Raw genomic sequence first — 12204 nt, 5'->3', positions numbered from 1 at the left:
GCGCTCAAAAGATCAGAGCTTGCCGACCCAGCCGGCTACTCCAGGCCGTTCACCGACCGCCACGGTGTACGACAGCACGTCGCCGATGCGCTCCGCCTCCTCGTCGCGGCCCTTCTCCTCTAGCGCGACGGTCAGCGTCCCGAGCGCCAGCGCGGTGCCCTCGGAGATCTCGCCCGTCGCGTACAGGCGGCTGATGGGCCCTCCGTCGCGGTGCGGGTGGAGGATGTCGCGCACTCCCTGGTCGTTGAGATCGCTCATGCGCCACAGCGTAGGGATGCCCCGCAGGATGTGCGGCCGGAACCGGTCACACCAGATGGACGGGTTTGCACAGCGCCGTCCCGAGCGGCATCTCGATGGGCGGGGCTGGGGTTGTCGACGAGCGCGCGCCTACTGCTCCGGTTCATCGTCGCCCACTTCGGCACCGGCGTCGTCGCCCTTCGAGTCCTTCCACAAGAAACGGTGCCTCCCGTCGTGGAAGCGTCCGCGTAGCCTCCTGGCGAGCTCCTGTTCCACCGGCGTATCCGAGGTTCTCGCCAGGGCCGATGTGAACATGATCGAAATGTCCGCGAGAATGGCGGCCAGTGAGCCGTCGTTGGAGTTCGTCAGCGCTCCCTCGGAAGGGACGTAGGGCAGCAGTCCGCTGACGTCTCCAAGTCGCTCGGGCGGGACGCTGGCGATTTGGGAGGCTGTGGGCGGCGTCGGCGGCCAGGTCCGCAGCACCGTCACGGGCGTCGCGGGGTCGGTAGTGCTGAACAGAATGCGAGTTGGCCAGCTAGTACAGGCCAGCCGCAACCCCGGACTGGTCGTCAACCCGCTCAGAGCGATGCCGGTGACGAGCCACCGTACTGTGGCCGAACACCACACGTGCTCCCCGATACGGTGCGCGGTGACGTCGGAAACGGAATCGAAGTGGACCTTGGCGTGCGTCACGAAGCATCGAGCGCGGCCGTATTCGACACTGTCCTCCGTGACACCGTGCCACAGCGTCACGTCGAAGAGGCGGCGCGAGGCGCGAGTCGGGCCGAGCGCGGACACGGCGGTGCGGGTCGCCACCTGTTCGACCTTCTCCGTCCGCAGGATGCGCTCGACGTCGCGCAGATCAACCTCGGCCTTCTCGGTGAACTCATCGATGAGCTCGGTGAAGCTCGTCAGGTGCACGAAGTTGTCGACGTCGTCCACGTCCTGGTCCATCGGGTAGTCGTACGCGGTGCCATCCCCGAAATCCTTGGTGTTGGCGCTCACGAACACGACCCTCTCGTCCGGGTGCTCGCGCGCGTACTCGATCGCCGTCAGCCAGATCGCCGCGTCGCGCGCGCCGATCTTCGCGGACTTTGGATTGCTGCCGTCTACCCGCTTGCACGGAGGCAGGAGCATCGCCTCCCGGCGCAGAGCTTCCCTCATCGCGTCCGCGCTGGAATCGATGACCTCGACGATGTCCGTCCACTGCTGACGCCAGTGCTCATCCAGACGATCATGGTCGAGGGCAGGGTGCTGCTGAACTACGGGCCACGGCGACGACTCCGCGTAGTTCCGGAACGCCTCAGCCATCCGATCGTGCTTCTCACGCTGAGGGATCACCCTGTGCGCGGTTAGCTCGTGCATCACGACGTCGGGCACGGCAACCACGTCAACGTTCGAGGTCCTGAGGGTTCGCAGCAGGTCCGCGCTCGTGCTGTCGGGTTTGACCTTGTCCAAGATGCACGTGTCCAGAATGATCAAAGCAGCCCCCTCCAGTGAATTGCTACCGAACAAGGATGGCAGGGGAGTTGCTGGCCCCGGTACGAAGATGAGCCAGCGGGCGGCTCCCCGGCCGCCACGGTGTACGACAAGACGTTGCTGATGCGGTCCGACTTCTCGTCGCGGCCCTTCTCCTCGATCGCGACGATGAGCGGACCCGGCGCCGGCGCGGTGCCCTCGGCGACCTCGCCGGTGGAGTGAGGCGACGGATAGGGAGGCAGGCACTGGCGGCGTTCGCCCGCCACGGACTGGTAACACTCCAGTGGACGAGCACCCATGACGGGTGATCATGCAACAGGATTCAAGGTGTGAAGATCGCTGAACTCGTCCTCAAGTACGTGAGCGCACTCGCGTGGCCGACCGTCGTCTTCGGCCTGGTGATCTACTTCCGGAGCCACCTTGGCGACGTGTTCAAGCGCGTGTCCAGGGTGGAGACCCCCGCCGGCTCGGTTGACTTCGCAGAGCAAGCATCAGATGCGCGTGACGACGCGCGTCATCTCGCCGAGTCCCATAGCCAGCAGGCCGCCTCGGGCGCAGCCGTTCCCCGACCCGCGCATTCCGGCGAGCGAGCACCCGATCACGATCACACCACAGACCGCTCGGATCCTGCGGAGGACGCGGATCCCGCAGATCTCGCGGGCCCGTTGGAGGAGGAGGCGCAGCGAGAGTTCGGTCGCCCACCCGCCACCATGATTGGGGAAGACGGTTCCTGGGCCGCCTACAGCAGAGCGATGAGGACGCCTATGGGGCGGTATGTCGACGCTGCCCTGTGCCTAGCGACGTCGCCTGAACGGGGGGTGGAACACGCGGAACGGAACCTGGTGAGCATTCTCGCTCGAGTCGCCCGAGAAGACTTGATCGAACGACCGACGATTGCACCCTCGCGGTCCATGGCGAGTCTCATTGATGACGTGGAAGCCCTCGGGCTGCGCCCCGAGGCTGTTCGAATCCTGAGAGCTCTCCACCGGCTGCAAACTCGCCGTGATCGCGACGACGTTGTGGTGACCAGGAAGTCAGCTCGCGACTACATCGAGGCCTGTGTCTACATCACCGACGAGCTGGAACGCTGGAAGTCGGACAGGCGGCGAGCGCAGTATGCGGCGCGACGAGCGCGAGATAGAACAGTGGGGGAGTGAAGGGCGTACAGATGCCGCCAGTCCTCGGCCTCGTTTGTCGGCCCTGGTGACGACAGGGCCGACGGTTTGCTGCCGGCGAGCACAGCTCAGACGACGGGCGGCGGAGGGGGCGGGGGCTGAGCCGCGTTCATGCCGCGTCGAGTCGCGAGCGAGACCGCGTCCATGTCGCCTGCGTCGCTTCGGCGGAGAACGAAGATCTTCACCAGGGCCAACAGGCTGGGACCGCACAGCAGCACGGACAGCCACCAGGTGTCCTTAGCCGCGTACACCCCGGCGCCGAGCATCGCGATCGCCACGACCGAGCCCACCACCAACCCCGCCATATATCGCCTGTGCGCGGCCAGATCGCGCTTCTCCCGCGCCGCCTGCTCAGCGATCTCCCGCTGCATCTCCAGCCGGAACATGCGCTCCTTGTGTTCCCGGCGCAGCTGGGGCTCCAGCGCGTTGAGAGCGATGTTGAGCTGCTCCGGATCGAGAACCGAACCCCACTGCTTCGCGATACTCAGTCCTGCGGACAGCACGGGATCGCTTTCTGAGGTCTGCGGGGCGTGCAGGGACCCCCTGTCCTCCGTGGTCACTGCTGAGCCCCTCCGCCGCCGTTGCCGGCGGGCACGTAGTCGAGTTCGGTCGGTTCGGGCGGAGGCCCGAGGCGAATGAAGAGCATGGCCAATGCGTGGTCGAGCGACTGGCCCGCTTGTTCGGAGACCGCAACGCGTTCGTCCCGCGGCAGATCCCCGAGCGGCGGGCCCGCTTGTTCGGAGACCGCAGCGTGTTCGTCCTCCGGCAGATCCCACAGGGTGGGAGGAGTCTCGAAGGCGGGCAAACGCTGAGGCTTGTTGGCGCCCAGAGGCACGGTCAGAAGCTTCGCCAGCCGCTCCTCCTTCGGCGGCCAATCGGGGTCTTCGACCCACTTGGAGAGCGCATAGCTCACCCATCGCCGATGCTTCCGTTCGAGCTGACTGAGCAGCTCGTCGGCTCGGGACTGGCTTTGACTACTGCTGAGAAAGTTCATCGAGTAGCCGTCCGCCTGGCCGGGCCAGAGCCGCCGGAAATAGCCCGGACCTCGGTTGGTCATGTCGTCCGTGAGTCGAAGGGACGCATGCAGTGCTGATTTGGCGCCGAGAGCGTGTACGGCCGCAGTGAAATACCCGGCGAGCTCCTCCAAGACGCTGGAGAGATCGTCCTCGGACTCCGTCGCCGAGGAGGGGGTGGCGAACTCCGAGCCGCTCTCAGGCCAGCGCCATTGCGGACTGGGCAACTCCCTGGCCGGTTCTGAGTCCAGCGACATTCGTCGAGCCGCCGCCGCCGCCCGCTCGCTGGGTGGAAGTGCGTCCAGTGATTCGACCCAGTCGGACGGAAGCTCCCGCTCCACTGTGCTGGTCAAGTCGAATTCTGTGTCTGCAGCAGCCTCGAAGGCCCGATCGGCGACGATCTCCGCCATGCGCTCGGTCAGTCTCTTCCGCCTGTCGGGCGGCAGGGACCTCAGTGCTTCCTTGGCCCAAGAGTCGAATTCGTCCCGTCGGTCAGGCGGTGGCGAGGATAGCGCGGCTAGCCGGAACTCGCGGGCGATCTCCGGGTCATCTGCCAGTGCTTCGCTCAAGCTGATGTGCTCGCGCCTGGCAGCCTTGAGCTGGCGCTTCGTGGGGGTCTTAAGGGGCCTGAGAGCCGATGACAATGACTTGATCCAGGCCATGATGGTGTCTCCCTCCCCGGCGCGCGCTCATCGACCGTATCGAACCGTCCCCGGGACAACAATGCGGACCGCAGGATTCGCAAGCCAGACTGGGGCACATGAAGATGCCCCGCGTGGAGTGCCCCAACTGCCAGCGGCCCATTGCCGTCGGGCCGGTTGCCGGACGCATCAGTAAGGGCCGGCTGTGCCGCCACGACGACCCGAACGTGCCCCGCATCCCGTCGCAGCCGCTGACGTCGTGCCAGGGCTCGCTCGCCCTCGTCGACATGCCGATGCCGGACCGTCAGCTCGAACTCGACGTCGACCCGCTGATCGAGGACACGGGGCCGGAGCAGGCCTCGGCCCTGTTCTGAACTCCCACAAGGTTTGATCTAAAAGCCGTCTGAGCTGCAGGAATCGTGCCGGAGCGACCCTTTCCGCGTGGTCTATCATCCCCCGCTGACGTTGGCCGGATGATCTCCACATAGGGGGCGGCAGTGCTCCAACTCCCCGAACTCGCCCTCCTAGCCCTCGCGGGCTACCGAGGAACGCAGCTCCTCGTGCACGACACGATCCTCGACCCGGTGCGCGACCGCATCGCCGCCTGGCACCAGGCCAAGCCCGAATCGGCGCCGCGTACCGCCGTGCTGACGCTGATCTCCTGCGTCTACTGCACCGGCTGGTGGGTCGCCGGCATCACGCTCGCCGTGTGGCTCCTCGTCACCGGCGAGTTCGAGCAGGCGCCGCTCCTCGTCCACGGCGTCGAGTGGTTCGCCGTCGCCGGTGCGGCCGTGCTCCTCAACCGCTGGGACGACACCCGCAAGGCCGCCAGCTGATGGCCCGCAAGACCATCACCGCGGCGGCGTCCCGCTACGTCGACCGGAAAGTCCGCACGAAGGGCAGCGACGGCACAGACCAGGGCTGGCAGACACGGGCCTGGGAGCTGTACCACGCCGTGCCCGAAGTCCGGTTCGCGGCCACGTACATCGCGAACGCCATGTCCGGCGCCGTCCTGTACGCGGGCCGGCGTGCCGACGACGGCCGTATCGAGCCCGCACCGAACGGCCACCGCGCGTCCGAGATCGTCCAGCAGATCGCCGGGGGCCCCGACGGGCAGGCCAAGCTCCTCGGCGCGTTCGGCCGCCACCTGACCGTGCCCGGCGAGGGCTGGATCGTCATCCGCCCCAACAGCGAAGTCCTGTCCCCGGACGCCCCCGAGGACGGGCACGACTGGCGGGTCCTGTCCACGCGGGAGGTCCGCCCCCAGTCCGGGAAGCTCACCGCCGAGATCGACGGAGAGGAGATCGTCGTCCCCGCCGGCGACGAGGGACACCTCGACCCGAACGCCCCCGTGGCGCTCCGTGTGTGGGAGCCGGACCCCGAGCGGGCCATCGAGTCCGACTCGCCGGTCCGCTCCAGCCTCGACCTGCTGGAGGAACTGCTCCTCCTGAACGCGGCCGTGAAGGCCATCGCGCGCTCCCGCCTCACCGGCCGCGGCATCCTCCTCGTCCCCAAAGGCACGAGGTTCCCGACGCAGCCTGGACAGGACAGCGCCGAGGACGACCTCGTCGAGATTCTGCTGCAGGTCGCCGAGACCGCGATCCGTGAACCGGAGTCGGCCGCCGCGACCGTGCCGATCGTCCTCGAGGTCCCCGCCGACACGATCTCCGACTTCAAGCTCCTCACGTTCGAGTCCGACTTCGACGAGCTCGCGCTGAAGCTCCGCGAAGAGGCCATCAAGAGGTTCGCGACCGGCCTGGAGATCCCCGCCGAACTCCTGTTGGGCCTGGGCGACACGAACCACTGGGGTGCGTGGATGCTCACCTCGGAGGCCATCCGGATGGGCATCGAGCCGAAGCTGGCGACCGTCTCGTACGCGCTCACGCAGCAGTGGCTGCGTCCCCTCCTCCAGGCCGAGGGCATCGACGACTGGCACCGGTGGCTCATCTGGTACGACACGGCACCGCTGCGGGTGCGCACCAACCGCAGCGAAACCGCGTTGCAGGCCCACGACCGCGGCGTCATCTCGGATGCGGCGTTGCGCCGGGAGACCGGCTTCGACGAGTCCGACGCCCCGACCGATGAGGAACTGGCCGCCCGTAACCGGCCGGCTGACAGCGGCAACGACGACGAGGACCAGGAGCAGGGAGACGGCCAGGAGCAGCAGGACGAGCCCGCGCCGACGAAGCCGGACGTGCCGGTCGACGAGTCGCAGGCCGAGCCCGACACCCTGCCCGCCTCGGCCGCCACCACACCAGGACCGGGTCTTCTCGCCGCTGCGGACGGCCTGATCTGGGCGGCGCTCGCCTCCGCTGGCGAGAAGCTGCGCCGCACCCCCGCCTGCCCCCGCTCCGAACGCGCCCGCGCCCGCGACGTCGAATCCGCGCGCCTGCACACCCTGCTCCCCGTGCTGCCCGAGCAGGTCGAGCAGTGGCGCCTCCTCGACGGGGCTTGGGCCCGCGTCCCCGAGATCGCCAACCGGTACGGCATCCAGGCGGAATGCCTCACCGCGTCCCTCGACGAGTACGCGCGGGAGCTGATCGCGGCCGGCGTCGAGCACGACTACCAGCTCGTCGGCCCGGTCCTGTCGTCGTGCGTTGGCGAGGCGGCATGACCACACATGGCGGCCGCCCCGGGCAGCCCGTCCAAGACCCGCAGCCGGCCACGGCGACGCTCTGCCCCGGCACGGTGCGGGAAACGTGGTGCGCGCCGTGCAAGGCGTGGACCGGCATCGCCACCGATCTGTTCCTGATCACCCCGGAAGGCGTGTCTACAGCCGGTGAACTGGCCTGGTGCGAGGTCTGCCAGGACCCTGACCACCCGCTCCCCGCAAGGAGGATCGACCGTGGCTAGCCACACCGTCGACCCGCGCACGGCCCCGCTGGGGCACAGCATCCCGGCTCACCGTGCCCTCGGCTGGTGCTCGCACTGCCCCGACCGGTCCCGCGCCGAAGAGGTCATGGCCTGGCAGCTCGACGCCCAGGACCGCCACACGGCAGAGGACGCTGACCACCGCACCCAGCTAGGAGGACAGACCGTGTCTGACCCCCAGTACACGGCGCCGCTCGGGCACTCCGTGGCCTCGCACCGCATCCACGGCTGGTGCGCGCACTGCGACGACCACAACGCGGAGACCGAGGTCATCGCCTGGCGCACCCACGAACGCGCCCGCCACGAACTCGCCCAGCTCGGCACCGAGTCCCCGTTCGCCGCCGACATCACCCACGAACACCCCTGCCCCGCCTGCGGGCAGGCCACCCTCACCCTCGTCACCGTCCGCGCCACCACCGACAGAGGGCCCCGCGTGGCCGGCGGGTGGGCCCTGTGCCTCAACCCGTCCTGCCAGGCCACCCCGCACCCCGCATGGGAGGAGACGGCCCGTGGCTGACTACCAGGCCCTGCTGGAGCAGGCCGAGGAGGACGTCGCCGCCGAGGTCAGCCGCGTCCTGGCCGAAGTCGCCGACGAGTTCGCCGCCGAGCTGGCCGACGCCACCGAACTCGTCGCCGCCCGCTTCTCCGTGTCCCGCATCGCCCGCATGTTCACGAACCGGATGCCGCGCATCGTGCGGCGCCTGCTCCGCGTCTCCGAACAGGCCGCCCAGCAAGCCGCCGACGACACCGGCAGCACCCTCGGCCCCGAATGGGACGACCTGCCCGGCCGGTACGACGACGGGCGCACCCTGCCGCCCGCCATGTCCGAGTACGTCGACGTCACCGAGCACCTGCTGAACGCGGTAGGGGACCGGCTCGCGACCGTCGCCAGGGACGAGCTCGCGGCCGGAGTCGACGCGGGCGAGGACATCGAGCAGCTGCGGGCACGGCTCCGTGCCGCGTTCGCTCGCGAGGGCGCGCAGCTCGGCGAGGCCCGAGAGGAACGCATCGCCCGCACCGAAGCCGGCCGGGCCTGGAACACCGCCGTGCTGGGCGCGGCCCGCGACGTCGACGGCCCGGACAAGCCGGTCGTGAAGCAGTGGCTTAGCCGCCGTGACGACCGGGTCCGTGAGGACCACGCCCGCGTCAACGGCACGATCCGGCTCCTCGACGAGCAGTTCACCGTCGGCGGCGTCGACATGGACGGCCCCCACGACCCGGATGCTCCGGCCTCGCAGGTCGTCAACTGCCGGTGCATCTTGGCCGTGCATCCCGAAACCCGGGCATCTGCCTACGAATCTCAAGAGCCGCCGTCGGCGCAGGTTTCGGATGCAAGGCGTACAGCGGCGGCAGATGGGAGTCACCTCATGGGCGGCATGATCGCGCTGATGCCGACAGCGGCAGACGCCGAGCGCCTGGCCATCGAGGGCGGCGAGGACGTCGGCGAGCTGCACCTGACGCTCGCGTTCCTCGGCGGCGACGGCACCGCCTGGAGCCCCGACCAGCGGGCCGAGCTGACCGCCCGCGCCGAAGAGGCTGTGCAGGACCTGTCGGGCCCTATCACCGGGGTGGCGTTCGGCGCGAACCACTGGAACCCGCACAGCGACAGCCCGTCATGGGTGTGGGCCGTCGGAGACGACCGCGACCGCCCGGACGGCGCACCCACCCTCCCCGACGCCCACCGGGCCGCCCACACGGCCCTGGAACGGGCCGCAGGCCTCCCGGAGCTGCCCGTCCAGCACTCGCCGTGGGTGCCCCACGTCTGCGCGGTCTACAGCTCCGACCACAGCCACCTGGAGGCCCTGACCCAGCGCCTCGGCCCGATCACGTTCGACCGCGTGCGCGTCACCTTCGCCGGCGACTTCACGGACATTCCCCTCGGCCCTCAGCAGGAGGAAACTCTCATGCCCGCACCCACCCTGACGGCCCGGCCGTGGTCCACACCCGGCACCACCGGCCTCGCCTTCGAGAACGAAGAGACCGGCGACGGCCGCGTGTTTGCGCCGGGCGCGCTCCAGTGGGACCGCGACCCGATGCCGCTCCAGTACGCCGAAGAGATGCTCATGGGGCACGAGGGCGCCCAGCTGTGCGGCGCCATCCAGACGGTGCTCCGCGACGGCAACCGCATCGCCTCCGCCGGAGTCCTCTACCCGAGCCTGCGGGCCGGTGAGGACGCGATCCTCCTCCTCGAGGAGGGTGCGCCGCTCGGGGTGTCCGTCGACCTGGACGACGTCGACGTGGAGTTCGTCGACAAGACCCTGTCGCCGGAGGACGCCGACTGGCTGTTCGCGTCGGCCCGCCTGCACCAGGCGAGCGTGCTCCGCATGGAAGACGGCTCGCTGATGCTGTCCGGCGCCACCGCAGCCGAATGGACGGCCGCAGACGGGGCGTTCACCCGCTCTCGCTACGACCTCCAGCTCATCACCGACCCGTCCGGCTCGCTGCGCGCGGGCAACATCGCGGACGCCTTCGCCGGCACGGGCGTGCTCACCGCCGCCGCGGGGGACGCCGACGACCCGGAGCAGGGCCTCGTCGTCCACGAGAGCCGGGCCGGAGAGTTCGTCATGCGGATCACCCGGGCGCGGATGCGCGGCGCCACCCTCGTGGCGATGCCCGCCTTCAAGGGCGCCCGGATCACCCTTGACCCCGTCGACGAAGAGCAGGCGTCGGCCGCGCCGATCGTCGCCGCCGCGGGGGAGACTCACCAGCGGGTCGTCACCTATGTGGCCAGCTCCCCGGTCGCCGTCGGCGCCCGCGAGGTGGCCACGGCCCTCGGCATCAGCATGCAGTCGGCGCGCGGCCACCTGAACCGGGCCGCGAAGGCCGGACGGATCGTCCGCCTCGCCCCCGGCCTGTACGTCGGCGCCTCTTCCCTCCCCGAAGGTGAAGCCACGGCATCCGGCGAGGCCCCGTTCGGCGCCGAGGACCTGATGGCGTCCGCGTGGACGGCCATGCAGGACCTGCCCGCCATGCCTGCCGCCTGGTTCGCCGAGCCCACCCCGGAGGAACTGCCGCCCGGCTCCGGCGGCGTCCACTACCGCGACGGCCGCGTGTACGGGTGGGTCGCGCAGGCCGGCGAGCCCCACGCCGGATACCCCGGCAAGAACCTGACGATCGAGTCCCTTGGCCGGATCGACACCACGCACTTCCTGCGCGCCAAGTTCGCCCTCGACGACGGCTCCCTGGTCAAGGCCGGGGCGTTCACCATGAATGCTCCGCACCACAGGGACGGCGCCGAATGCGAGTCGGCGTCCTGCCAGTTCGACGACACCCGCACCGTCGCCGGGATCGTCACCGTCGGCATGAACGAGCGCGGCATGTGGTTCTCCGGCGCTGCCGCACCGTGGCTGTCCGAGTGGGACCGCACGGTCTTCCAGGCGTGCCAGCCCAGCTACCACATGCGGCAGGGAGCAGGCGGCCGGTGGCAGCTCCGCGCCGTCCTCTCCGTGCCCGTGCCCGGGCACTCGTCGCCGCTCCTCGCCGCGACCGTCACCGCGGTCGCCGAGCGCGCGAACCTCGCCCTCGCCGCGTCCGCCGCAGGCCTCCTCACCGCCCCGGACACCACGTCCGGACACGCCCCGGACCTCGTCCGGACAGCGTCCACGAGCACGACGGACACGACCCCTGACCTGCCCGGACAGCGCCCGGACAGCACGTCCGGACACGGCTCCGGGCTCGACGTCGAACAGCTCGCCGCCGCCCTCACCGACGGCGCGTTCGTCGACCTGATCGCCGACGCGCTTCAGCGCCGCGAGACCGAACGACGCGACGAGATCGAGGCGATGGCCGCCCTCGTCACCAACCCCACCGCCTAGAACGGAGCGAACTGACATGGCATGTAACTGCGGGTCCAAGAACCGCCAGACCTTCGAGGTCGTCACCCAGAACGGCAAGGTCGTCTTCTCGTCGAGCAGCAAGCCGACTGCCACCACGGTGTCCGGCCGCTACCCCGGCAGCATCGTCCGCGACAAGGCCACCGGCGAGACCATCCACACCAGCACTGCCGAGCAGAAGCAGGAACCCGCCGCCCGGTAGGTGGCGCGGACAGCGAGAGGCCCGGTGAGCGCATGCTCACCGGGCCTTCGGTGCTGGCTGTCAGCCGTCCGATTCGACGGTCGCCCGCATGTTGTCCAGGGTTTCCTGGAGTTCATCCAGCTGCTCTGCGAGCTCCTTCGTCTTCAGCTCGTACTGCTTCCTCGCAGCGGTGCTGTCGGCGGTGTTGAGGCCTCGCAGAGCCCGCTCGGCCCGCTCGCTGCTGCTCCCGTTGCGCACCGCGTCGATGACGGCGCCGGCCTCGCTGCCGATCTTGTAGAGCACGACGTGTGCCCACTGATCACCAGGGAGTTCCGGGGGGAGGTGGCCGATGCCCACCTCGGCCAGCTCCTGCGAGATCTGGGACAGGACACGCACCTTCAGGCGCCCGTAACCCGTCAGCTCTCGCAGGTAGAGCATGGGGACACGCAGGACTGAGCCGGCGGCCCTGACCGCTTCGTCCAGCGCCTGCCAGGAGTTGAAGCTTTCGCTCTCGGTTGCATCGCCGCCCTCGATTTCCACCGTCACACCAGTACCGCCCTTTCCTCCACCACACGCCAGGAACTAGATGGTAGGACGCTCGGTAAGTAAGACGCAAGAGGTGTCATTTAAAATTTCAAAGCTTGACGGGTCTGATGTTTAAACGGTTTCGGCTGGTCGGGATGACGGACGGTCGAGCGCTGGGAGATCGGTCGCCCGCCCGCCTGCCCTCGGCATGGCTATGCTGTGCTTCGTACGCCGCTGGTTGTGGGCCGG

At 69.2% G+C, this 12204-nt stretch carries 13 protein-coding genes; 8 read left to right on the top strand and 5 right to left on the bottom strand.

The features are described 5' to 3' along the window. Positions 1–12: 12 nt before the first annotated feature. Positions 13–258 carry a hypothetical protein gene (locus tag ACZ4E1_RS17770; protein WP_467540079.1) on the bottom strand — a complete coding sequence of 82 codons (246 nt, stop codon included), beginning with the start codon at positions 256–258 and terminating at the stop codon, positions 13–15. Positions 259–387: 129 nt separating this feature from the next. Beyond that, on the bottom strand, positions 388–1719 hold the full coding sequence (locus tag ACZ4E1_RS17765) for a PIN domain-containing protein (protein WP_467540075.1): 1332 nt from the start codon (positions 1717–1719) through the stop codon (positions 388–390). A gap of 326 nt (positions 1720–2045) precedes the next feature. On the opposite strand from ACZ4E1_RS17765, the gene ACZ4E1_RS17760 reads away from it, so the two are divergent. Continuing rightward, the gene (locus tag ACZ4E1_RS17760) at positions 2046–2873 is read left to right on the top strand and encodes a hypothetical protein (RefSeq protein ID WP_467540073.1); all 828 of its coding nucleotides are present in this window, start codon (positions 2046–2048) and stop codon (positions 2871–2873) included. A gap of 86 nt (positions 2874–2959) precedes the next feature. Here the strand turns inward: ACZ4E1_RS17760 and ACZ4E1_RS17755 are convergent, their stop codons facing one another. Both ACZ4E1_RS17755 and ACZ4E1_RS17750 read right to left on the bottom strand, forming a co-directional pair. Continuing rightward, positions 2960–3451, bottom strand: coding sequence for a hypothetical protein (locus tag ACZ4E1_RS17755; protein ID WP_467540070.1), 492 nt, complete (start codon positions 3449–3451; stop codon positions 2960–2962). Beyond that, positions 3448–4566: a hypothetical protein gene (locus ACZ4E1_RS17750; protein ID WP_467540067.1), complete on the bottom strand. Its 1119-nt coding sequence runs from the start codon at positions 4564–4566 to the stop codon at positions 3448–3450. The genes ACZ4E1_RS17755 and ACZ4E1_RS17750 overlap by 4 nt, the downstream gene beginning before the upstream one ends. Positions 4567–4664: 98 nt before the next feature. Here ACZ4E1_RS17750 and ACZ4E1_RS17745 point away from each other — a divergent pair, with 98 nt between their 5' ends. The 7 genes from ACZ4E1_RS17745 to ACZ4E1_RS17715 all read left to right on the top strand — a co-directional run bounded on the left by ACZ4E1_RS17745 (position 4665) and on the right by ACZ4E1_RS17715 (position 11451). Beyond that, on the top strand, positions 4665–4919 hold the full coding sequence (locus ACZ4E1_RS17745) for a hypothetical protein (protein WP_467540064.1): 255 nt from the start codon (positions 4665–4667) through the stop codon (positions 4917–4919). Positions 4920–5042: 123 nt separating this feature from the next. Further along, the gene (locus ACZ4E1_RS17740; protein WP_467540061.1) at positions 5043–5381 is read left to right on the top strand and encodes a DUF1360 domain-containing protein; all 339 of its coding nucleotides are present in this window, start codon (positions 5043–5045) and stop codon (positions 5379–5381) included. Next, entirely contained in the window at positions 5381–7159 is a 1779-nt protein-coding gene (locus ACZ4E1_RS17735; protein WP_467540059.1) for a hypothetical protein, read from the top strand. The genes ACZ4E1_RS17740 and ACZ4E1_RS17735 overlap by 1 nt, the downstream gene beginning before the upstream one ends. Beyond that, complete coding sequence (locus tag ACZ4E1_RS17730; RefSeq protein WP_467540057.1) at positions 7156–7398, top strand: hypothetical protein; 243 nt, start codon at positions 7156–7158, stop codon at positions 7396–7398. The genes ACZ4E1_RS17735 and ACZ4E1_RS17730 overlap by 4 nt, the downstream gene beginning before the upstream one ends. Then, the gene (locus ACZ4E1_RS17725) at positions 7391–7933 is read left to right on the top strand and encodes a hypothetical protein (RefSeq protein ID WP_467540055.1); all 543 of its coding nucleotides are present in this window, start codon (positions 7391–7393) and stop codon (positions 7931–7933) included. Before ACZ4E1_RS17730 ends, ACZ4E1_RS17725 begins: the two co-directional genes overlap by 8 nt. Then, complete coding sequence (locus ACZ4E1_RS17720; RefSeq protein ID WP_467540053.1) at positions 7926–11231, top strand: phage minor head protein; 3306 nt, start codon at positions 7926–7928, stop codon at positions 11229–11231. The genes ACZ4E1_RS17725 and ACZ4E1_RS17720 overlap by 8 nt, the downstream gene beginning before the upstream one ends. Before the next feature lie 16 nt (positions 11232–11247). Beyond that, a complete protein-coding gene (locus ACZ4E1_RS17715; RefSeq protein WP_467540051.1) occupies positions 11248–11451 on the top strand; it encodes a hypothetical protein in 204 nt (67 codons plus the stop codon). A 60-nt stretch (positions 11452–11511) separates the two neighbouring features. Here the strand turns inward: ACZ4E1_RS17715 and ACZ4E1_RS17710 are convergent, their stop codons facing one another. Further along, positions 11512–11976 carry a hypothetical protein gene (locus ACZ4E1_RS17710; RefSeq protein ID WP_467540049.1) on the bottom strand — a complete coding sequence of 155 codons (465 nt, stop codon included), beginning with the start codon at positions 11974–11976 and terminating at the stop codon, positions 11512–11514. Positions 11977–12204 lie beyond the last annotated feature (228 nt).

The sequence above is a fragment of the Streptomyces sp. NPDC025806 genome, from assembly GCF_055558275.1.
This window is presented reverse-complemented; position numbering and strand designations above follow the sequence as displayed.

Excerpts from the sequence above, each read along its gene's own strand:
- ACZ4E1_RS17770 (WP_467540079.1), bottom strand. The coding sequence starts at position 258 with ATGAGCGATCTCAACGACCAGGGAGTGCGCGACATCCTCCACCCGCAC.
- ACZ4E1_RS17750 (WP_467540067.1), bottom strand. The coding sequence starts at position 4,566 with ATGGCCTGGATCAAGTCATTGTCATCGGCTCTCAGGCCCCTTAAGACC.
- ACZ4E1_RS17745 (WP_467540064.1), top strand. The coding sequence starts at position 4,665 with ATGAAGATGCCCCGCGTGGAGTGCCCCAACTGCCAGCGGCCCATTGCC.
- ACZ4E1_RS17735 (WP_467540059.1), top strand. The coding sequence starts at position 5,381 with ATGGCCCGCAAGACCATCACCGCGGCGGCGTCCCGCTACGTCGACCGG.
- ACZ4E1_RS17730 (WP_467540057.1), top strand. The coding sequence starts at position 7,156 with ATGACCACACATGGCGGCCGCCCCGGGCAGCCCGTCCAAGACCCGCAG.
- ACZ4E1_RS17715 (WP_467540051.1), top strand. The coding sequence starts at position 11,248 with ATGGCATGTAACTGCGGGTCCAAGAACCGCCAGACCTTCGAGGTCGTC.